This window comes from Methylorubrum rhodinum (assembly GCF_014199935.1).
GTDB classification, from domain to species: domain Bacteria; phylum Pseudomonadota; class Alphaproteobacteria; order Rhizobiales; family Beijerinckiaceae; genus Methylobacterium; species Methylobacterium rhodinum.
Genome location: NZ_JACHOP010000015.1, coordinates 95,189 through 116,883, shown reverse-complemented (window position 1 = coordinate 116,883; position 21,695 = coordinate 95,189). Strand labels below are relative to the sequence as shown.

The window sequence follows — 21,695 nt, the reverse complement described above, 5'->3', positions numbered from 1 at the left end:
GGGCGGCGGCACCGACGCGGCCCTGGAAACGGCGGACGCGGCGGTGCTGAACGACCGGGTGGGCGACGTGGCCGCGCTGGTCTCCCTCTCTCGGGCGACCCTGGGCAATATCCGCCAGAACGTCGCGATCGCCCTCGGCCTGAAGGCCGTGTTCCTGGTGACGACCATCGCAGGCATCACCGGCCTCTGGCCGGCCATCCTGGCCGACACCGGCGCGACCGTCCTGGTGACGGCCAACGCGCTCCGTCTCCTGAGGGCCTGATGTTCTCCCTGTCAGGGTGGGCCGGCCGGGCGGCGACCGTGGCCGGGGTGGCGGGGGCCGCCGCGGCCATAGACCTCGTCGCGAAGGCGGTAGCCGAGGCGTGGCTGGAGGAGGGCGCCGTCAAGGGCGCACTGCCCTTCGTCGACCTAAGCCTGTCGTTCAACCACGGCATCAGCTTCAGCCTGTTCCCGGCGCACGACCAGTCCTCCCTGGCGCTGCTCCTCGCCATCCAGGGCACGCTCACCTGCCTCGTGGCCGGCTGGGCCGTGGCCGCAGGCGGCGGCGGGCTCGAACGCCTCGGGCTCGCCGCGATAGCGGGCGGGGCCGCCGGCAACTTCGTCGACCGGCTCATGGACGGCGTCGTCACGGACTACCTCGACCTGCACACCGGCGGCATCCGCTGGTTCACCTTCAACCTGGCGGACGTCTGGATCTCGACGGGCGTGGTGCTGCTCCTCCTCGACGGACTTCCCCTGCGGCGGAGGCATCGTAGCGCCGGGGAGCCGATCCCGTGAGGCGCCCGATTCCGCCGAACCGCAGCCACGGCAACGTGTCATCAACCCTTCGAGCCCAGGCTCGGAGGCCGACCTCGGCGAGGCCGACATGCTGAAGACGACAACGCTCGGTCTGGCCCTCCTCCTGGCGCTGTCCGCCTGCCAGGACGGCCAGTACGCGGCCTCGACGCGCCACCTCGCGCCGATCCCGCCGGCGACCCTGGCCCTGATGTCGGCCAAGGGTGTCTCGCCGGCAGACCCGATCCTGATGCGGGCCTACAAGAAGGAGTCCGAGATCGAGCTCTGGAAGCGCGGCGCGAATGGCAAGTACGCCCTCCTGAAGACCTACCCGATGTGCCGCTGGTCGGGTCAGCTGGGCCCCAAGACCCGGGAGGGGGACCGGCAGGCGCCGGAGGGCTTCTACGCGGTGACGCCCGCGTCCATGAACCCGAATTCGAGCCTCTACCTCTCGTTCAACCTCGGGTACCCGAACGAGTATGACCGCTCCCTGGGACGCACCGGTGCGCACCTGATGGTGCACGGCTCCTGCTCGTCGCGGGGCTGCTTCGCGATGACGGACGAGGCGATCTCGGAACTCTATGCCGTGGTGCGCGAGGCCTTCGCGGGCGGCCAGCGCGCCGTGCAGTTCCAGTCCTACCCGTTCCGCATGACGCCGGAGAACCTGGCCCGGCACCGGCAGGACCCGAACATCGCGTTCTGGAGGAACCTCAAGGAGGGGGCCGACAGGTTCGAGGTCACGGGGGCCGAGCCGGGCGTCGGCGTCGCCGATGGCCGATACGCGTTCGATGCCGGCGACGAGGCCACGGCCGGCGCGGTCGCGCGGAAGCAGGCGGATGACGAGCGGCAGGTCGCCGCCCTCGTGGCGAGCGGGACGCCCGCCGTCCGGCTGGTGTACGAGGACGGTGGCCAGCACCGGTCGTTCCGGGAGACCATGGTCGCGGCCGGAGGAGGTCTCGGCGAGGTGAGCCGCCCCGAGGCCCTGGCCGCAGGGCCGCGCGAGGTCGCCATGCCGGCCGCGGGTCCGGTTGCCCTCGCCGGCAAGCGCGATCCCGTCCGGGGCGCGGCGGCACTCAAGCCGGCGGGGCCCGGCGGGACCGAGGCGGAGCGCCAACGCCTTATGAAGATCTTCGCCGCGGCGGGCGACGGGCGGGAGTGACGATCCTGCGTCCATCCCTCCGCCAGGGCTGAACCGATGGCCATCGACGCCTCAAGCGTGGGCTTCCTCGCGGCCTTCGCGGCCGGCGCCGTATCGTTCCTGTCGCCCTGCGTGCTGCCTCTCGTTCCGGGCTACGTGTCTTACGTCGCCGGGCAGTCGGCCGCCGGCGAGCGCGACAGCCTTCGCACGCTCGGCCTGAGCCTTTGCTTCGTGCTCGGGTTCACGACCGTCTTCGTCGCGTTCGGCGCGGGGGCGAGCGCGCTCGGCTTCGCCCTGCTTGCCCATCGCGAGGCGCTGAACCTCGCCTCCGGCTTGCTGGTGATCCTGTTCGGCCTGTTCACGGCCGGTCTGCTGCGGCCCGCCTGGCTGCAGCGCGAGCTGCGCTGGCACGGCGATCCGCCAGGTCGGGGGCCCGTCGCCGCCTATCTCCTCGGAACGGCCTTTGCCTTCGGATGGACCCCGTGCATCGGTCCCGTCCTGGGTGCCATCCTGGCGGTCACGGCCTCCTCGGCCTCGGGCAAGGGCCTTGCCCTGCTCACCGTCTACTCGCTCGGGCTCGGCGTGCCGTTCGTGGCGGCGGCCCTGTTCCTGTCCGGGTTCGTCGCGCGCCTTCGGACCCTGCGCTGGTTCGGCCGGGCGCTTCAGGTGGTCGGCGGAGGCGTCATGGTGGTGATGGGGCTGCTGATGGTCACCGACCGCATGACCGATGTGGCCTCCGTCATCATGGAGGCTTTTCCGGCACTCGGCCGGATCGGTTGAAATTTGAGCGACCCGCCATCGGGTCATGAATGAGGCGGCGCCCCGTGGGCTCGTGGGAACGCACGACCAACCGCCTCCGCCCCGGGGGCTGGTGCGCCGCTTTGGCTTGAGCTTGGCATGAACGTGGGCAACCCTCGCGGCAGAGATGCAACCACCGAGGCAGAGCGTCGTTCTCGCGGGACTGGTCCAGCTTCGCGGCGCGCCGACACGGGGTCGGGACCAACTTCGCGGGGGAGTGACCCCGCACGAAGGTAGATAATCCGTGTCCTCATGGTACAAACCACGGAGTGCCCGTTTCGATTTTCCTGACGTTGGAACCGAACGCTGATAGGTCGGGAAAGTAGGGAGGTGCGCGGCGCCTATACTCAGGGACCGCTCGTCTCGCGCTCGATCCGGCGGGCGTTTGACACGTGCGTTGCCATTCCGGACTTGGCCTGCCGGGGCATCCGTCCTCTTCCCCGACTTCCGCTCCAGTTTTGTCGCGCCCGGTGACCTCAGTCACAGACGACGCCGGTGAACGGGCGTATTATCGCGGGAACGTGACGAGAACCCGCCTCGACGTGCCTAGCCAGCTTCGGGGCCGGTTCGGCGGGCGCATCCGGGAGGGAAACATGCGGCGCCTCGCACCAATCATGCTCGTTTCCGCTTTGGTTGTCGGCCCGGTCCGGGCCGAGCAGGACCTGCTGCTCGGGGCGGACATGAACACCCCGGCGATGACTCAGGCGGAAATGACTCGTGCGGACATCGAGGCCATGATCGCCAAGGCCGACGGCAAGCCCCTTGACCTCGCCGACAAGGCGCTGTCCGGTCTCGACCTCTCCGGCCTGAATCTCAGGGGTGTGAACCTGCGCACAGCCCGGCTCAACAAGGCGAACCTGCGCGGGGCCGACCTCAGTGGCGCCATCCTCGAACAGGCTTGGCTGATCAAGGCCGACCTCTCGGGAGCCAAGCTCGTCGACGCGAGGATGTTCGGCGTCACCGCCCGCGACGCGAAACTCAGCGGGGCCGACCTCAGCCGGTCCAGGCCCATCGGTGACTTCAGGGGCGCCGACATGAGCGGCGCGACGCTGGTCGACCTCAGGGGGGGCGCCGACATCAAGAACCAGTCCATGGGGCTGATGCGGGCCGTGTTCACCTCCGTGAACCTCTCGGGCGCCAACCTGAAGGGAGCGAACCTTGGTCGATCGAGGCTGGACTACGCCAACCTCGCGGACGCGGACCTCACCGACGCGGTGCTGATGGGCTCCGACCTATCCGGTGCGAACCTGACCGGTGCCACCGTTGCGGGCGCTGACTTCAAGAACGTCGACGTGAGCGGCGCTCGCCTCCTGTCGCTGAAGGGCCAGGACAGCGCCAAGGACTGGGCGGCTCGGGTCAACGTCGACCGGGCCATCACCCAGGCGTCCAACTGACCGCCCCCGCGCCAAGGAGCGTCCCTGCATGTCGACCCGCCGTTTCGTTCTCGGCCTCCTCGCCTCGTTCCCGCTGCTGACCGGCACGGCTGCTTCCGCCGCCAACCCGATCGCCTACACGCCTGCGGCGTTCGAGGCGGCCCAGAAGGCCGGCAAGCTGGTCCTCGTGCACATCACCGCACCTTGGTGCACCACCTGCGCAGCCCAGAAGCCGATCCTGGCGCAGCTTGAGGCCCAGCCCCGGTTCAAGGACCTACAGGTTTTTGAGGTTGACTTCGACAGCCGCAAGGACGTGGTGAGGCGGTTCGGCGCCACGATGCAGAGCACGCTGATCGTCTACAAGGGCGACAAGGAAGCCGGACGTTCGTCGGGAGAGACGAGGCCGGAGGCCATCAGGGCCCTTCTCGACAAGGGAATCTGAGCCGTCATGGTGGCCGGTCCCGGCCTCGCCTTCCTTGCCGGCATCCTCTCGGTGCTGTCGCCCTGCGTCCTGCCGCTGGTGCCGCTGGTGCTCGGCGCGGCCGCTTCGGAGCATCGCCTCGGGCCGGCGGCGCTCGCGGTCGGGCTCGCGCTCTCGTTCGTGGCCATCGGCCTGTTCGTGGCGACCGTCGGCTTCGCCGTCGGCCTCGACACGGGCGTCTTTCGCATGGCGGCGGCCCTGATGCTCGTGCTGGTCGGCGGCGTCCTGCTCGTTCCGGTCGCCCAGACCCGTCTGGCCGTGGCCGCGGGCCCCGTGAGCGGCTGGACGGAGAGCCGCTTCGGCGGCCTCTCTACGCGCGGCCTCGGGGGACAGTTCGCGGTCGGCATCCTTCTCGGTGCGGTGTGGAGCCCGTGCGTGGGGCCGACGCTCGGCGCCGCCTCGCTGCTGGCGGCGCAGGGACGCGACCTCGGCATCGTCGCCCTCACCATGTTCGCGTTCGGTCTCGGGGCCGCGCTGCCGCTGCTCCTGCTCGGCACGCTCTCACGCAGAGTACTGGTTGCCTGGAGGGACAGGATGCTGGGGCTCGGAAGGGGGCTCAAGGCGGCCCTCGGCCTGATCCTCGTCGCGACGGGCCTGATGGTCGTGCTCGGGTACGACAAGGCGGTGGGGACTGCCCTGGTGAACGCGTCCCCGGAGTGGCTCACCAGCCTGACGACCCGGCTATGAGGACTGGCCCTACTCCGAGCAGGGACAACTGACGCCCCTTCAACCGCGCGCCGGTCGCCCTCGCCATGCTGTCGGTGGTCCTTGCGGGTCCGGGGGCGCCGCCGCCTGGGAGATGTCCGGAACCAAGGGTCTCGCTCCGGGCTCGCGGCGGCGCCACCATACCCATCGGCACCGTGACGTTCTCCCCAGCCGGACGAGCGATGGGGTTCAGGCTCGACTTGGATCGCGAGGCCTTCGCCGACTTCTTCCTGTCGATGCGCGAGTTCAAGTGCGTGGAGGGGTCGGAGGTCCAGCGCCACGTACCTCATCCCTATCCCGATTCCCGGTCCGTGACGCGAAGCAACCGAGCCTAGCTGGAGCACAGCCTGATCATCTTCTTCAAGGCGCCCTCAGATTACGGGACCAAGCTCGGCAGCTGCCTGTACTACACGATGCGCGTCACGGACGACGGCATCGTCGGCACGCCGGAGGCCGTCGATCTCGACGACATTGGGGACCGCCGCCCGGGTGGCCCGCGGGGCAAGACGCTCATGAACTTGCCCCGCGGCCCACCTCTGACGCGACTGCAGCGAGGCGAGCCCCACCCACGTTGGTGCGCATCCTCAACGGACCAATCCAACCGTCCGTGCGCGACGGTGCTGAGAGGGAGGCCGAGGGCCCGCCACCCACGGACTGTTCCGACCTCCGTGGTCGCGGCGCAGTCGAGGTCGTTGCCAGTGGGCACAGGGGCCCGGGATTTGGCATTGACCCTGAAGTGACTACAGGGTGCATGAAGGCGCTCTTCCGGTCGAGTTCACGATGCCGGGCGGACGGAGTGCCCAATGATCGCTGTGACCCTTCCCGGATCCGAGATCCTCGACTTTCGTAGCCCCGAAATCCCTCCGCGGCAGGATGAGTGCTTTGGATTGCCCGACCGGAGCCGGGGAGATCCCACGCGGTTACCGCAGCCGGTATCAGGCGCGCGCCTCTGTCTAGGACCGGCTCGAGAAATCCGGACCGTCACGGCAAGCCATCGTCGGATGGTTGCGCGACCGTAGACATCGTCCCCGCCCCGAAGGTCGATGTTTGAAGGCCATGCCGAAAATCAGCCGTCTTCTCTGCCTGTCGGCCATTCGCGTCCACTATCCGAGCGCGTACGTAATCGCACTTGCGCTGATCCTGGGGCTGATCGGCTTCGGGAGCGCGTCCGCCGGCATTCCTGCCGAGAGGCAGATGACCATCACCCTTGCGGAACTGCAGGGAGAATTACGGGACGGAAGTCGCGGTAGCTCGTGTTGCCCCTGCTGCTTCCTTCATGAAACAAGCCCCTGCCGTGGCGCCTGCAGCTGCGGCTTGGACTTCGATGCCGCATCCGTGTGCGCCGAGCCGCATCTTCTCGCAAGCCGGCCGCATTTTCCTTCACATGCGCAGGCTTTTTCTTCGGCCGATCTGACCAAATCAAGCAAGCCACCAAGGACTCGATACGACTCTGTCTGCAACTTGCAGGCGAAAACCCAAATTATTCGCCAGAATGACGGGTATGTATCGAGGTTGACGATGAAGGCACCAGCACGCGGCCGACGGCTTAAGCGGCGGCAACCAAACGAGCACACCTTTTCCCCAGCAAGACATCTTGTCCAAGTCGCGCTCCCCGTGGGTATGCCAGCAATTATGAATCCTCTTGTCTATGAAGCCGCAACAAGTATTGCGCGCAGCGTCAGAGACAATGGCTTGGCGAGATGTCATACCGTGGAGGGAGTTGCTAGCAGGAGAGTCGAAGTTCTGCTGGACTACCTTGAAAATGAGCTCTTCAAGCATGGCGACGCCGCGGTTGACGGTCTGATCGCGGATGCCCCAGGGGGGCGATTGCAGGTTGCTTGCAGGAAGGGATGCTCCTGGTGCTGCTACCAAGACGTTGAGGTTTCCATCCCGGAAGCGATCCTTGTCGCGCGCATGCGAGCTGCAGGAAGCGAGTTCGCAGGCCGTTTGTCCGGCCTACCTTCAGACAGCTCGACATCAACCGGTGTCTCCGGCCAAGGGCGGGTGGGCCTGCCGTGCCCTCTGCTGGGCGAGGGGAAAACCTGCTCGGTCTACGCGGTGCGGCCGTTCGCATGCCGTACGTTGCTGTCCTCCGACGACTTGCGCTGCGAGGAAGCCTTGAAGTCCGCGATTTCCGGAAAGAACGATGTCTACACGAAGTCTTACGGCGTCATCCAGCTCATAGGATGCGCCCATCGCGCGGGCATCAACGCAATAACGGGGCAGCTTGGCCTTCAACACGACGAAGTGAGCCTCGTGTCGGCGCTTTCTCAGATCGACGATGACAAAGGCATCATCGACCGCTGGATCGCGGGCGGGAGAGTGTTCAGGCCGAAATCCGGCTCCTGACACGAGGCCGCCCCCTCGGGTGCCCGGCGACCGCGCGGAATGCTTGGCGCGGCTTCCTTGCGGCGGAACGGGGGACGCGTGACGGATGCGGGCCGAGGTTTCTAAGCCGCGGCGGCCGGGTGGACCGGGGCGGTCGCTCGCGGAACGGGAGCGCCCCGCGCGGGATCGAGCCGCCGCGACGGTGCCGAAGATCCGGGGAATCCTCGGCCGATGCCGATGGCATCGGCCATGGTCGGGCTGCCTGGCCCGACGAGTAGACCGATTACTGGGAGGACCTGATGAGACGTTTCCTGATGTTGGTCGCGGCTGCGGTGCTGGCAGCGCTCCCGGGCGTCGGGCTGCGCCTGACCGGCCTGCAGGTCGGCCCCATCGGCGAGACGGTGTCGTTCGGCGCGGCGATCCTGTCGGCCGGCTTCCTGCTGTCCTGGGGCGCGGAGGCGGCCGAACGTCACGTCTCCGTGGGCTTGATCGTCGCCGTCGTGGCCCTCGTGACCGTGCTGCCCGAGTATGCGGTCGATCTCTACTACGCTTACCAGGCCGGCAAGGCGGGCCCGGACTCCCAGTACGTCCACTACGCGGCCGCCAACATGACGGGAGCGAACAGGCTTCTCGTCGGCTTGGCGTGGCCGCTGCTGGTCGTGCTGCATTGGCTGCGCGGCGGCGGGCGTGCGGTGGAGTTGACGCGCGGCAACGCGGTCGAGATCATCTCCCTGCTCGTCGCGAGCCTCTACGCCTTCGTCATCGTGCTGAAGGACACCATCTCGCTGCTCGACCTCGCCGTGCTCGTCGCCATCTTCGCGGCCTATGTCTGGCGCGTGCGCGGCGCTCCCGAGGCGGGCGCGGATGAGGACGAAGAACCCGGTCCCGCCGCGGCCCTGAGCGATCTGCCCCTTCGCTCGCAATGGGCGGTCATGGCCGCGCTGACGCTTGTGGCCTGCGCGATCATCCTGGTCTCGGCCGAGCCCTTCGCCGAGGCCATGGTGAGTTCAGGCCGGCTGCTGGGCCTCAACGAGTTCCTGCTGATCCAGTGGCTAGCACCGCTGGCAAGCGAGGCTCCGGCCATCACGGTCGCGATCCTATTCGTGCTCGCGGGGCGCGCGGCAAACGGGCTGGGCGCCTTGGTGAGCGATAAGATCAACCAGTGGACGCTGCTCGTCGGCATGCTGCCATTGGCCATGAGCGCCGGAGCCGGTGCCGTGACCGCCCTGCCGCTGGATGCCAGGCAGGGCGAGGAGTTCTTCTTAACCGCCGCGCAGTCGCTGTTCGCGCTGGCGCTGCTCCTGCGCCTGCGCCTGGGGCTATGGTCGGGCCTCACCCTGGCTGGCCTCTTCGGCATCCAGGTCGGGCTCGCGTTCTGGTACCGGAGCGACGAGGCGCGAACCATCACGACGCTGTCCGCCCTCGCCTGGGTCTACCTGGGGCTTGCCGCGATCCTGTTTGTTCTGAACGGTCGCCGCCTGGCCGCACTCGTGCGCGCCGTCGTTTCAGAGCTGCCGTCCGACGCGACGCGCGCACCCAGGTCGACCGGGGGACGCCGTTGAGCCTCGAATGCGCGAGGCGCGCTCGAACCGGGCGTAGCCCCACCCGGATCGCACGGGTCCGCGGCACATCGGATTGTCAGGTCGGCGATGTCCCGGCCCCCGGTGTCCCGGCAGGGCGTTCCTCTACCTGTGCCGCCTGTTCACGTCCCCGGATCGCGGCCGCGGATCCCGCCGTCGCGCAGGGCCGGTGGTCCGGCCGGTGTCATGGTCCCGCCCCCATCCCGCGGCTGTATCAGGGCGCGCCCAGGCCGTTGCCGACCGGCCGGGGTGGCGAGCGCTCCGCGCCCAGGGCCAGCCCTTTGGCTCGGGGCCGGGAAGCGTTGGCCCCCGACGCCCCGCTCCGGTGCCGAGCCGGCCGCGAGAGATCTGGCGGTGATGGCCGTGATGGCCTCCCGCCCACTCGCCGCCGAGGCACTCGCCGGTGACCCGCGCCGCGGCGACAGGCGGGCCACGGGGAAAGCCTCGCGCGCCCCGTCGCGCCGGCAGGCGGCCGCAGGGCCGTCTGCATCGCGGGACGTTATTGCCCACTCTCTGCGGGACGCCCACGATGGGTAGCAAGAAGCTAGCGCGGCAGACGGCGAGTTGGAGCGCGGGTGGCCGAGGCGGCCGTCGCCGCGTGAGAAGGCGTGTTCGGGCGGCCGCCAGGCGGGATCTCATCCTGCTGATGGCGGCCATCCTCGCTGCCGTGGCCCTCCTGCTGGTCGCCTCGGGGTGAACGATGGCCAGGCAAGCGAGTCGGACCGGCGGCAGGGACGTGGTGCGAGCGGGACGGAGGGCGATCATGCAGCAGAAATGGGTGCGGTCGGGCGACGGGACGTTCTCGGGTGCGGGCCCCTCGGCGGCGCTGGCGCTGCGGCGGGCGGCCGAGGCCCTGAACGCTGGCCGCCTCGATGAGGCCGAGCACCAGGCTCGGTCCGTGCTCGCGACCCGCCCGCAGGAGCCTGGCGCCCTCTACGTGCTCGGCTGCGTCGCCCTGAACCGGGGCCGACCCGAGGAGGCGCTGGTTCTCTTCGAGCGGGTGCGCGCCACGCAGTCCAAGGATCCGCAGCTGCATTTCAATCTCGGCGAGGCGCACCGGCGCACTGGCGCACCGGCCTCGGCTCTGCGGCACTTCCGGAAGGCCGCTGAACTCAGCCCCGGCTTCGCCGAGACGCATGGCCAGGCGGGCGAGATGCTCCGCGCCCTGGGACGCTTCACCGAGGCCGCCAAGGCCTACCAGAGCGCATTGATGCTGAAGCCGGACCTCGCCCATTGCCTGGCGGGCTTCGCGCTCCTGCTGGTGCGTGAGGACGAGTTCGGCCAAGCTGTGCCCTTCTTCGAGGCCGCGCTCCGGGCCACGCCCGCCACCATGGCGCAGGCGCGGGCACCGCTATGGGCCAATCTCGGCAGCGCCCGCATCCGGGCCGGCGATACGCCTGCCGGCCTCTCGGCCCTCGCCGAGGCCGTCGCCTGCGCACCGGACGAGGCCGATTTCCGGCGCCTGCTCGCCCGAGAGCTCTTGCACGTCGGCGCGGTTCCTGCGGGGCCGCGTTTCCGAACGGTGCTGATTGGCCTGTTCCAGCGTCCCGACATCGACCCGCGCCTGCTCGCCACCGCGGCGGTCGCGGCGCTGAGGCAGGATCCCGCCGTCGACGGCCTGCTCGCCCGTCTGGCGAGCGATCCCGCTCAAGCCGACGAGACCGTCGCGGAAGCCGGTGCGACAGTCCGCGTCCTCCTGGACGACGAGTTGTTCCGCGCGCTCCTGTCCGCCACTCCCATTCCCGACCTCGGCCTTGAGCTTCTGCTGACGGACGTGCGGCGAAGCCTGCTCGTGGCAGCCCGGGACGGGGCGCTCCCTGGGCTGGACTTGGCGTTCGTCTGCGCCCTCGCGCGCCAATGCTTCCTGAACGAGTACGTGTATTGGACCGACGAGCCGGAGGACGTCGCCCTGGCGGCCCTTTGCGCGGGTCTCGACCAGGCCGGCGACCCCGCGGGCGGGGCCGATTGGCACCGGGTCGCCCTTTCGGCCTGCTACGTGGCCCTGCATCGCACGGCCGCGGCCCGCCTCGACTTCGGCGCCGCCCCACCTGCCTTGCAAGCCCTCGCGCGCGAGCAGGTTGAGGAGCCGGCACAGGAGCGCGCGCTCGCGGACGGCCTCGTCCCGCTCAGGCCGGTGCGCGACCCCGTATCGCTCGCGGTTCAGTCCCAGTACGAGGAGAACCCTTATCCCCGCTGGTCGCGTGCCCTGCTCGGGACCCCTCGCCCCTTGCGCGAGCGACTCGGCCTCGCGCTGCCGCACCTCGGCGCGGACGAGCTGCCCGCAACCGAGCGGCCGCGCGTCCTCGTCGCGGGGTGCGGGACCGGCATCCAGACCATGCGGATCGTGCAGTCGGTCGCGCACGCCTCGGTGCTCGCGGTCGACCTGAGCCGCAGCAGCTTGGCCTACGGAATGCGCAAGCTGGCGGGGTACGGCGTCGGTTCGGTCCGGCACCTGCAGGCCGACATCCTCGACCTCGCCGACCTGAACGAGCGGTTCGATTTGATCGAGAGCTTCGGCGTGCTCCACCACATGCGCGAGCCCCTGGAGGGCTTGCGCATCCTCTCCGGGCTGCTCGTGCCGGGCGGCCTGCTGTTCCTCGGCCTCTACAGCGAGATCGCTCGCGCCAGCGTCGTCGCGGGGCGCGCCCTGGTCGCTGAACTGGCGCTCGCGCCGACGCCAGCCGGCGTGCGCGCCGGCCGGCGTGCCGTCATGACCCGGGCCGCGACGCTGCCGGACCTCGGCATGCTGCTGAGCCCCGCCTCGGACTTCTGAACCCTGTCGGAATGCCGCGACCTGATCTTCCACGTGGAGGAGCACCGTTTCACGCTGCCCCGGATCGGCACGATGCTGGACGCGTGCGGGCTGGAATTCCTGGGCCTGGAGCTCGAACGCCCGTTGGACCGGACCCGATTCGCGGCCGAGCACCCGGACCTGGCCGCGGCGCGGTCGCCGGCGGCGTGGCACGGTTTCGAGACCCGCCATCCCGACACCTTCGGCGGCACCTATCGGATCTGGGCGCGGCAGGCGCGCTCGGGCCGAGCCGGTCCGCGCTGACTTCCGATCCCGGGGGGCATCATTCGATGTGCCCGGCCCCGCCCGTGCCGGCCGGCCCTCCCCCCGGCTCGGTGCCGGCGCCCCGGTCCTGAGACGCGGCCGTCCGCGGCTTGCGCTTCAAGGGCGTCAAGAAGGCGAGGACCAGGAAGTTGGACAGGGCCAGGATGAGGCCAAGGTCGTAGTAGCCGAAACCGACGGCCGCCCCGATCACGCCCACATTCCACAGGCTCGCCGCGGTCGCAGTGCCGTGAACGTTGTCGCCGCCCTTCAGGATGGCGCCGCCGCCGATGAATCCGATGCCAGTGATGAGTCCCTGGAGGATGCGCGCCTGCTCCGGCGTGCGCGCGCCGAGGAGTTCGCTGGCGAGCAGGATGAACCCGCAGCTGGCGATGGCGACGATGGGGAAGGTGCGCAGTCCGGCGCTGCGCGCCTCGCGCTCGCGGTTCCAGCCGAGTGGGAATGCGAACGCGAAGGCGAGGGCCAGCCGCACCAAGTGATTGGGAAGGTCTCCCCAGATGCCCGAGTACGAACCCATGATCCCTCGCCAGTGTGAGAACGCCCCGATGGTCCGTCCGCGCGTCGTGCCGCCGTTCCGAGGCGGGCCGCCAGCGGCGCGCCGGCGGTGACCCTCGCGCCTGACGGAACCTAGCCGGAGCGGCCCGAATTAGGGCGAGCGCGTTCCGGTCGGCTCGGCGTCGCGCCTCGTTACGCCCTGACGGTCCGGCGCGCTGCCCCCGGGGTCGAGTTCCGTCACCTCCCAATCGTCGCCGACGTTCTGGCAGGCCGTGCCGCGGATCCTGGTGGTGCGGTGCGCCTCTTCCACGGTTGCCAGGAAGGCGCGGCAGATCCGCCCCGCGTGTACGACCGGCGCGGCGGTCGGCACGACGCTGCCCTTCCGCCCGCTCGCCGGGTTGTCCCAACGGATGCGCAGACCGTTCCCGCTGGGTTCCAACGCGAGGCCGAGGATGCCGCGCGCCCGGCGCCAATCCTCCGGGTCGAGCCCCGGGAACGTTAGGGGCGCCGTGCGCTTCGTGGCCTGCCCCGGCACGCCGGGAGAACCGTCGGCAGGCCGGGAGATCGGCAGCGAGATCGCGCAGGCCGGCAGCGCCAGGATCAGGAGCGCGGCGCCGGCGCGGGACAGGGGACGTGCGGTTGGCCGGAGCCAGGAATGGGACATGATGGTGCGCTCGGCGGTGTCTGGCGAAGGAGAGGGCGGGCGGGGTGCGCCGGCGGTCCCAGACCGCCCGGCAGGCCCGGCCAGGGATGAGCGGGCGGCCCTGGCGCCGGAAGGTCTCCCGCCCCATCAGCGGCCGTCCGGTGTGCGCACGCCGGACCAGAGGTCCTTGACCTGATCGAAGTGCGTCTTCGGGCTGTCGGCGGCGACCGCCAGCGAGATGAACCGGGCCGTGAGGCGCCCGATCTGCTGCACGAGGCCGTAGGAGAACACCACGCGGTCGCGTTGGGCCTGGATCAGTTGCACGCGGGCGTTGAGCAGTTCCTGCTGCGCGTTCAGCACGTCGAGGGTGGTGCGCTGGCCGACCCGAGCCTCCTCGCGCACGCCGTTCAGCGCCACCTCGTTGGCCTGGACCTGCGCCTGTGAGGCGGCCACCTGGGCCTTGGCTGCCTCAAGCTGGCCCCAGGCCGAGACGACGGCGGCCCGGACTTGGTCGCGCACCTGCTCGACCTGGACGCGTGCTTGGCTCACCGCTTCCTTGGCCTGGCGGATCTGCGCGTATTCCTGGCCGCCCTGGTAGAGCGGGATGGTTAGGCGGGCCGAGATCGAGGCCGTGGCGGCGCTGTCGCCGGGCTGCTCCTGGTCGTAGCGCTGGGCGACTTGTCCGGTCAGACCGGCTTGCGGGTAGAGGCGACCCTCCAGCACCTTGACCTGCGCCTCGGCGGCATCGACCGCATGCAGGGCCGACAGGATCTGCGGATGTTCCCTGAGGCCGATTCCGACCACGGCGTCGAGGCTCGCCGGCACGAAGCGGTCGAGGGGGCGGCCTGGCGAGAGCTGGCGCGGCTCCACGCCGATGACTTGGCGATAGGTCCCGATGCTAGCGGTCAGTTGCGCCTCCGCCGCGCTCACCTGCGCACGGGCGAGCGCCAGGCGTGCCCCGGCCTGGGCGACGTCCGTCCGGGTCAGCTCGCCGACCTGGGACCGGAAGGCCGTCTGGCGGAGTTGCTCCTGCAGAACCGCGACGTTGTTGCGGTTCAACTCCAGCGTCGCGGTGTTCCGGAGCACGTCCATGTAGGCCTGGACGGTGGCGAGGAGCGTCGCGGTCTCGGTGAAACGCAGGCTCTCGCGCTGGCCGAGCACGTTCGATTCTGCCCGCCGCGCGTTGTTGTCGGTCTGGAAGCCGTTGAACAGGGTCTGGTTCACGGTCAGGCCGGCCCCACCGGGCAGGGCCGTTCGCGCGAAGCGTTCCCCACCCTCGACTCCCTGCTGCCGCTCGATCCCGATGTCGGCGTCGAGGCCGACCGTGGGCCGGTAGCCCGCCCTGGCCTGCGCGACCTCCTCGTCCGTCGCACGCAAGCCCGCCCGAGCGGCGTTCAGCTCCGGGTTCGCGCGGTAGGCGCGCGCGAGGGCACCCTCCAGCGTCTCGGCCCGGGCTCCCCCGGCGGCTCCAGTCAGGTAGACCGCGGCACTCAGGCCGCAGGCCGCGAGGGTTCGCCGTGACCGGGCACTCGGTGACCGATAGGAAGGCCGGTGGGCGCCGCGCGCCTCCGGCCAAGCCTCGGACCGGCGCAGGGCCGGCTCGGTGTTCTGGCGGCCCGACCGACCGGTGGGAGCCGGATCGCGCGGTCCAGCTTCAGCGATTGCCGGCCGCTGGCGAGGCCTCCCGAAGAGCCCGGAGCGCGGAGAGGCTGGCGGCCCGGTAGCCTGGTCGGGGCTGATCGTTGTGGCGGAGACCGGATCGGCCGCACCCAAAACCTGCGGCGGCCGGGGCGTACCGCCTTCCGGAGGTTCGGCAGCGCGGCGCCCCCGATCTGCGGCGCGCGACGAGACCGATGCCCGGCCCGCACGGGCGAGCGGGGACGCGCCGGCGCGCAGCGCCGCTTCTCCTGGGACGGCTCCCGGTTCGGTGATGATGAGGGGGACGGGCATCGCTCACCCTGCGAGATGCTGCCACAGGTCGTCCCGCCGCAACGACGGGACCCGCGCCGCGCGAGGCGGGCGCCTTCCGTTCCGGGCCTTGGGGATGGCCGTGCGACCCGGAGCGCCGCCGCGGCACGCGGCGGCCGGCAGGTCAGGCGCGCGGAGGCTCGCTCGGGGGCGACGATGCCAGCGAGGAGAGAGTGGCGGTGCCGAGGGTGAACTCGGGTGGCCTGGCGGTGCGCAGTGGCACCACGACCGGGCTGTCCGGACGGAGGACGGCATGACAGGCGCAATGCGCGCTGCAACGGGCGGGCCCCGCAAGGCCGCGCTCGGAGGGCTCGTCCGCAGCGGGCGCCCCGGAGACGGCGTCAAGCATCGTGACGATGCCGGATCCGCCAGCGTCCTCGTCCGACGAGGCCGGGGCGGTCAGGGCCGGGTCTACGAGAGAGACCGTGAGGGCGATGGCGAGCAGGCAGGCCAGGGCGCAGCGCCACACGGCGGACGCGTGCCCGTCCCACTGCTGCCGAAGCCTGACCATATGCCACGCTTACGGGGGCGCACCGATCTGCGCAAGGTCTCAGCGGCGAGGTATGCTGGGTTTCCGGAACCCAGCATACCTCGCCGCCCCCGGTGGGAACGGGGTGGGAACCTCCCGGCGCGAGGGGTTCCGGGCTTCACCGGGGCCCACTTGTCCTCAGGGCCTGGTCCTCAGGCTGGCCAGGGCGATGCGGTCACGGATCTCGACCTGACCACGCAGGATCCGGACCCATCCCGCCCTCTCCCAGCCGGCGAGATGCCGGCTGACGACTTCCCGCACGGTTCCGAGATCGGCCGCGATCTGCCAGTGGGTCGCCGTCACCATTCCACGACCGTCGGCTTGGGCGAGCAAGTGTCCGGCGAGGCGCTGCTCCAGGGGCGCGAAGGCGATCTCGTCGAGGAGTCCGAACAGGATGGCCGTGAGCTTGGCGTAGTCATCGAGAACGAAAGTCCGGAACGCGGGCGACGCGGCCATGAGGTGCCGGAAGGTTTCCGCCGGAAGGGCCGCCAGCACCGTGCGCTGTTCCGCGACGCTCTCGGCGGGAAAGGTGCCGCCGGAGAGCAGGCATTGGGTCGTGAGGACGCAGGTCCCCCGTGGGCCCACCCGGTAGATGAGGATCTGCCGCCCGCCCGCGGACATCCGGAAGACGCGTGTCCGGCCCTCGATGCACATCAGGTAGTTCGCGCACTCGCCCGCCAGCTCGTAGGCGGTCGCCCCGGCCTCCAGAACGGGGAAGTGCACGCCGGCGCGCAGGATGTGCAGGTGGTCGACCGGGAGTTTTCCGAGCACGGGAAACTGCTCGAACCAACGCTCCACGCATTCGGTGTGGGACATGCGCAGGAACCTTCAGCAACGCGGCGCACCGGTCGAGTGCCAGCGGCGGTCTGGGAACGGCCGCCTTGGCGGCTGCGGTACGGACGGGCGGCGCCCCCGGGTACCGGGGTTGGCCGATGCAGGCGTGCGGACCGTCACCCACCCTGGATGGCGTGCCCGTACCGGAACGTGGTGGAGCCGCCCTCCATTCTCAGCGTTCCGCTCCCGCCCAACGAGCTTGTTCCGACGGCCGACCCAGTGCCGTGCTGGCCGTTCGAGCAGTTTACCCGGACAGTGGCCGGCATGTCCGCCCCGGAAGGGTGAAACAAGCCGCTGCAGGTCGTCCGCCCGTCGGTCGCGTAGAACTCGCGCCTCGTGAGCCGGGTGGTCACGCTGCCCGTGAGGCGCTCCCCCGACGGGAGCTGAAGGGTGAACGGGACCGTGGCCCAGCCCGGAACGTCGGGCACGTGAATACAGCCCGTGACCGTGGCGGCCAGCCCCAAGACACACGCGAACCTCCTCCAGCCGATCATCACGATCCCTCCCGGCCCGTGCCGGTCCGACCGACGCCCGCGCATTGCCCGGCCGCGGATGGGCGCCGGCCGTTGCGCTCGCCGCCTTCGGCGGCCCGGATCCCCGGATTGCCCGCAGCGGCGTGGCCGCTGCGCCGCCCCGACCGGCCCGCTGCCGAACTCGGCTAGATCCCAGGCCCGCGCAGACGATGGTAAAGGGCCCTCACCGCATCCATGTAGTCCTGACCCGGGTTCTTGGCGCAGAAGGTGCGCAGGAAATGAACTTGGGCCTGAAGCGGGACGGACGGCGGTGTCAGGTCCAGGTCTTCATCGATTCCTGCCGGCGCACGAATCAGCGCGCCGCTCATGAAACCTTGCGCCCAGGCGAAGAAGTACAGCTCGGCAGCTTGGTTCGAGGAGATTTCCTTGTTGAACTCTGCGCAGGTCTGTGCGCCGATGCCGACGATCTTGGCCGTCGATCCTGCCTGCGCGGACATCACGACCATGATGCCGAGGGCCACCATCAGTGTTCTCCGCATTGATGCTCCCCTTCGCTCCAGTTCGTGGAATGAGCCGGAGCCAGCGCCGTCGAACCCCGGTCGGTGGATGATCATGGCACCGTCCGACGGTCCCGGGATTCGAGTAGGTCGGAGGTATGGCGGGCGGCGGGGTGGCCGGTCGCGACCTCGTGCGCCGACGAGCATTTCCCGTAGAGCTCGCCCGCGGCGACCATGACGATGCGTTTTCCGCCGCCCTCGGCAGGGCGGACCGCCAGGAGCGTGCGCCCCGCCGGCCACGTCACGGCGTTCGGCCGCCCGGCCTCCTGCGGCTCGCCGTAGCGCCGCACCCCCTCCCGGTAGATCGCCGCGTAGGCCGGCACGAGCTCGGCCTCCGCGAAGGGGCGGCTGAACCAGATGACCTGCTGCAGGCCCTCGTCCCGGCAGACCTCCAGGACGACCTGCTCCGTATCGGGCCCGGAGGCCGGGGGCCGGCCCTGGAAATAGAACAGGGCCGTGACGTTCCCCTCTCGGTCCGCCATGGACGGCTTCGGCACGGACGCCAGCGGACCCCAACGCAGGCCGAAGGGCGCCTCCCCGGCAAGCGACCCCGGGATGCCGGCCGCCGCCACTAGGAACGCCGCCGCAAGCGCACGACGAAGCGTCCGCATCACGGGCCTCCCCCTCGGGTCCGTCGCGACCGCGCCTCGCGGGTCCGGGGATGCATGGCCCGGGTCACTCGGCCGCCTGCCGGAGCCGCGCCCGCGCGCCGGCCGAAGCCTCCTCGGCCCGGCGCGGGGAGCGCGCGACCTCCTTACCGCCGAAGCGCGCGTACAGGGCCGGCAGGACGATCAAGGTCAGCAGGGTGGCGCTGATCAGGCCGCCGATGACCACGGTGGCGAGCGGCCGCTGCACCTCGGCGCCGGTCTCGGTCGCGAGCGCCATCGGCACGAACCCGAGCGAGGCCACGAGCGCCGTCATCGCCACCGGCCGCAGCCGGGTCATGGCGCCTTCAAGGATGGCCTCGCGCCGCGGCCGCCCTTCCGCGACGAGTTGCTTGATGAAGGTCAGCATCACGAGGCCGTTGAGCACCGCCACGCCCGAGAGCGCGATGAAGCCGACCGCCGCCGGCACCGAGACCGGCATGCCCCGCAGCCAAAGGGCCGCGATGCCGCCGGTCAGCGCCAGGGGCACGGCGCTGAACACCAGCAGCGCGTCGCGGGGGCTGCCCAGGGCCGAGTAGAGCAGCAGGAAGATCATGAAGAAGCAGACCGGCACCACGACCATGAGCCGCCGCTTAGCCGAGGCGAGGTTCTCGAACTGCCCGCCCCAGGTCACGTAGTAGCCCGGCGGGAGCTGCACCTGCGCCCCGACCTTGGCCTGGGCCTCGGCGACGAGCGAGCCGATGTCGCGGCCGCGCACGTTCGCGGTCACGACGACCCGGCGCCGGCCGTTCTCGCGCGAGACCTGGTTCGGCCCTTCCGTGACGGAAAAACTCGCGACCTGCTTCAGGAGGACCGACGCAGCGCGCCCGTTCGGGCCCGGGGGTAAGGGCACCGGGATGTTTTCCAAAGCCTCGCGGTCCTCGCGCACCTTGTCGGTTAGGCGCACCACGATGGGGAAGCGCCGGTCGCCCTCGAAGACGAGGCCGGCCTCCTTGCCGCCGATGGCTGCCCCAATGACTTCCTGGATGGCCCCCGTGCTCAGGCCCAAGCGCGCGGCCTCAACCTTGTTGATCTTGATCTCCAGGAACGGCAGGCCCGCCGTCTGCTCGACCTTGACGTCCTCGGCCCCGTTGATGCTCCGCAGGATCTCGGCGATCTGATCGGCCGCCTTCGTCATCGGCCCGAACTCCTCGCCGAACACCTTCACGGCCAGGTCGCCGCGGGCGCCCGCCAGCAGCTCGTTGAAGCGGAGCTGGATCGGCTGGGAGAACTCGAAGACGTTCCCGGCCAAGGCGCCGACCGCCTTCTCGACCTGCTCCTGGAGCTCGGCCTTGGACAGGTCCGGGTCCGGCCACTCCTCCTGGGGTTTAAGGATCACGAAGGTGTCCGAGGAGTTCTGCGGCATCGGGTCGGACGCGACCTCAGCGGTGCCGGTCTTCGAGAAGACGTAGGCTACCTGCGGGAAGCGGCGGATCGCCTGCTCGATCTTCAGCTGCATCGCCTGCGATTGCGACAGCGAGGTCGAGGGGATGCGCAGCGCGTTCATGGCGATGCTCTTCTCATCCAGCGTCGGGATGAACTCGGTGCCGAGCCGGGTGAACAGGACGCCCGCGCCGACGAGAAGCAGCAGGGCCGCGACGATGAACACCATCGGCGCCCGCACCGCCCCGGCCAGCACGGGCCGGTAGGCCCATTTGAAGGCGCGGATGATGAAATTGTCCTTCTCGGTGACGCGCCCGGTGATGACGATGGCAATCAGCGCCGGCACGAAGGTGAGGGAGAGGACGAAGGCCGAGACGAGGGCGATGATGACGGTCAGCGCCATGGGCTCGAACATCTTGCCCTCGACGCCCGTGAAGGTGAGGAGCGGCACGTAGACGAGGATGATGATGGCCTGCCCGTAGAGGGACGGCTTGATCATCTCCTCGGCCGACGCCCGGACCGTCTCCAGGCGCTCCTCCGGCGCGAGCGCCCGCCCGATTGCGTGCTGCCGCTCGGCGAGGTGGCGCAGGGCGTTCTCGGTGATGATGACCGCTCCGTCGACGATGAGGCCGAAATCGAGCGCGCCGAGGCTCATCAGGTTGGCCGAGATCTTCGCCTCGACCATGCCGGTCATGGTCATCAGCATGGCGACCGGGATGACCAGGGCCGTGATGATGGCGGCCCGGATGTTGCCCAGCAGCAGGAACAGGATGACGATGACCAGGGCCGCGCCCTCCGCGAGGTTCTTGGCCACCGTCTTGATGGTGGCCTCAACCAGGAGCGTCCGGTTGAGGACGGTCTGCACCTCGACGCCGGGCGGAAGGGACTTGCGGATCTCCGTCATCTTGGCGTCGACCGCGGCCGAGACGGTGCGGCTGTTCTCGCCGATGAGCATCAGCGCGGTTCCGACGACCACCTCCTGCCCGTCCTCGCTGGCCGAGCCGGTGCGCAGGTCCCGGCCGATGCGGACCTCCGCGATGTCCTTGATCCGGACCGGCACGCCGCCGCGGGTGGTGACGAGGACGTTCTCGATCTCCTCCATGCTCTCCAGTCGGCCGGCGGCGCGCACGACGTAGCCCTCGCCGTTGTCCTCCAGGTAGCGGGCGCCCTGGTTGGCGTTGTTGGCCTCCAGCGCCCGCGACACGTCGGAGAAGGACACGTCGAGCGCCGTCAGCCGCGCCGGGTCGGGCTGGACGTGGTACTGCTTCTCGAAGCCGCCGATGCCGTCGACGCCGGCCACGCCCCGCACGGTCTTGATCTGGGGCCGAATGATCCAGTCCTGCACCGTGCGCAGGTAAGCGGCCCGCTCCAGCTCCGTCCTGAGCCGCTGGCCTTCCGGGGTCAGGTAGCTGCCGTCCGGTTGCCAGCCCGGCTTGCCTGCAGGCGACACCGTCCGCTCGTCTGGCTTCGCGTAGTGGATCGACCACATGTAGATCTCGCCGAGGCCGGTCGAGATCGGGCCCATGTGCGGCTCGGCCCCGAGCGGCAGGTCCTCCTTCACCTGGGACAGGCGCTCGGCGACCTGCTGGCGGGCGAAGTAGATGTCGAGCCGCTCCGCGAAGACCGCGGTGACCTGCGAGAAGCCGTTGCGCGAGAGGGAGCGCGTGTACTCCAGGCCCTTGATGCCAGCGAGCGCGGTCTCGACCGGGTAGGTCACCTGCTTCTCGATGTCGACCGGCGAGAGCGAGGGCGCGACGGTGTTGATCTGCACCTGATTGTTGGTGATGTCGGGCACCGCGTCGATGGGCAGCTTGGTCAGGGCGTAGCCCCCGAAACCGGCGGCCAGCAGCGACAGGAGCAGCACCAACCAGCGCTGGTGGACCGAGAAATCGAGGATGCGGGAGATCATGGGAGGGCTC

Annotated in this window: 18 protein-coding genes and 1 pseudogene; 11 read left to right on the top strand and 8 right to left on the bottom strand. The window is 70.1% G+C overall.

From position 1 onward, the window contains the following. The 11 genes and pseudogenes from HNR00_RS16570 to HNR00_RS16520 all read left to right on the top strand — a co-directional run. Nucleotides 1–262, top strand: a pseudogene (locus HNR00_RS16570) (heavy metal translocating P-type ATPase); the annotation flags it as partial. Further along, a complete protein-coding gene (gene lspA / locus HNR00_RS16565; protein ID WP_183571269.1) occupies nucleotides 262–777 on the top strand; it encodes a signal peptidase II in 516 nt (171 codons plus the stop codon). The pseudogene HNR00_RS16570 and the gene lspA, both read left to right, overlap by 1 nt. 88 nt (nucleotides 778–865) lie before the next feature. Beyond that, nucleotides 866–1,933 carry a L,D-transpeptidase family protein gene (locus tag HNR00_RS16560; protein ID WP_183571267.1) on the top strand — a complete coding sequence of 356 codons (1,068 nt, stop codon included), beginning with the start codon at nucleotides 866–868 and terminating at the stop codon, nucleotides 1,931–1,933. A 36-nt stretch (nucleotides 1,934–1,969) separates the two neighbouring features. Continuing rightward, nucleotides 1,970–2,692, top strand: coding sequence for a cytochrome c biogenesis CcdA family protein (locus HNR00_RS16555; RefSeq protein WP_183571265.1), 723 nt, complete (start codon nucleotides 1,970–1,972; stop codon nucleotides 2,690–2,692). 611 nt (nucleotides 2,693–3,303) lie between these two features. Continuing rightward, nucleotides 3,304–4,104, top strand: coding sequence for a pentapeptide repeat-containing protein (locus HNR00_RS16550; RefSeq protein ID WP_183571263.1), 801 nt, complete (start codon nucleotides 3,304–3,306; stop codon nucleotides 4,102–4,104). Between the two features lie 28 nt (nucleotides 4,105–4,132). Next, nucleotides 4,133–4,525, top strand: a complete 393-nt coding sequence (locus HNR00_RS16545; RefSeq protein WP_183571261.1) for a thioredoxin family protein — start codon at nucleotides 4,133–4,135, stop codon at nucleotides 4,523–4,525. Between the two features lie 6 nt (nucleotides 4,526–4,531). Next, on the top strand, nucleotides 4,532–5,251 hold the full coding sequence (locus HNR00_RS16540) for a cytochrome c biogenesis CcdA family protein (RefSeq protein WP_183571259.1): 720 nt from the start codon (nucleotides 4,532–4,534) through the stop codon (nucleotides 5,249–5,251). A gap of 1,074 nt (nucleotides 5,252–6,325) precedes the next feature. Then, nucleotides 6,326–7,618 carry a YkgJ family cysteine cluster protein gene (locus HNR00_RS16535; RefSeq protein WP_246390730.1) on the top strand — a complete coding sequence of 431 codons (1,293 nt, stop codon included), beginning with the start codon at nucleotides 6,326–6,328 and terminating at the stop codon, nucleotides 7,616–7,618. A gap of 278 nt (nucleotides 7,619–7,896) precedes the next feature. Beyond that, entirely contained in the window at nucleotides 7,897–9,159 is a 1,263-nt protein-coding gene (locus HNR00_RS16530) for a calcium:cation antiporter family protein (protein ID WP_183571257.1), read from the top strand. Nucleotides 9,160–9,940: 781 nt separating this feature from the next. Then, nucleotides 9,941–11,950 (top strand): class I SAM-dependent methyltransferase, encoded by a 2,010-nt coding sequence (locus HNR00_RS16525; protein WP_183571255.1) that lies wholly within the window; start codon nucleotides 9,941–9,943, stop codon nucleotides 11,948–11,950. A gap of 33 nt (nucleotides 11,951–11,983) precedes the next feature. Beyond that, nucleotides 11,984–12,232, top strand: coding sequence for a hypothetical protein (locus tag HNR00_RS16520; RefSeq protein ID WP_183571253.1), 249 nt, complete (start codon nucleotides 11,984–11,986; stop codon nucleotides 12,230–12,232). A 19-nt stretch (nucleotides 12,233–12,251) separates the two neighbouring features. Here HNR00_RS16520 and HNR00_RS16515 read toward each other — a convergent pair whose 3' ends face one another. The 8 genes from HNR00_RS16515 to HNR00_RS16480 all read right to left on the bottom strand — a co-directional run bounded on the left by HNR00_RS16515 (nucleotide 12,252) and on the right by HNR00_RS16480 (nucleotide 21,685). After that, a complete protein-coding gene (locus HNR00_RS16515) occupies nucleotides 12,252–12,767 on the bottom strand; it encodes an MgtC/SapB family protein (protein WP_183571251.1) in 516 nt (171 codons plus the stop codon). Between the two features lie 129 nt (nucleotides 12,768–12,896). Continuing rightward, on the bottom strand, nucleotides 12,897–13,409 hold the full coding sequence (locus HNR00_RS16510) for an RT0821/Lpp0805 family surface protein (protein ID WP_183571249.1): 513 nt from the start codon (nucleotides 13,407–13,409) through the stop codon (nucleotides 12,897–12,899). 126 nt (nucleotides 13,410–13,535) lie between these two features. After that, nucleotides 13,536–14,882, bottom strand: coding sequence for a TolC family outer membrane protein (locus HNR00_RS16505; protein WP_183571288.1), 1,347 nt, complete (start codon nucleotides 14,880–14,882; stop codon nucleotides 13,536–13,538). 598 nt (nucleotides 14,883–15,480) lie between these two features. Next, complete coding sequence (locus tag HNR00_RS16500) at nucleotides 15,481–15,867, bottom strand: hypothetical protein (RefSeq protein ID WP_183571247.1); 387 nt, start codon at nucleotides 15,865–15,867, stop codon at nucleotides 15,481–15,483. A 156-nt stretch (nucleotides 15,868–16,023) separates the two neighbouring features. Then, entirely contained in the window at nucleotides 16,024–16,701 is a 678-nt protein-coding gene (locus HNR00_RS16495; protein WP_183571245.1) for a Crp/Fnr family transcriptional regulator, read from the bottom strand. A 676-nt stretch (nucleotides 16,702–17,377) separates the two neighbouring features. Then, nucleotides 17,378–17,716: a hypothetical protein gene (locus HNR00_RS16490; protein ID WP_183571243.1), complete on the bottom strand. Its 339-nt coding sequence runs from the start codon at nucleotides 17,714–17,716 to the stop codon at nucleotides 17,378–17,380. Nucleotides 17,717–17,802: 86 nt separating this feature from the next. Then, nucleotides 17,803–18,231 (bottom strand): threonyl-trna synthetase, encoded by a 429-nt coding sequence (locus HNR00_RS16485; protein ID WP_246390728.1) that lies wholly within the window; start codon nucleotides 18,229–18,231, stop codon nucleotides 17,803–17,805. Between the two features lie 193 nt (nucleotides 18,232–18,424). Further along, a complete protein-coding gene (locus HNR00_RS16480; RefSeq protein WP_183571239.1) occupies nucleotides 18,425–21,685 on the bottom strand; it encodes an efflux RND transporter permease subunit in 3,261 nt (1,086 codons plus the stop codon). Nucleotides 21,686–21,695 lie beyond the last annotated feature (10 nt).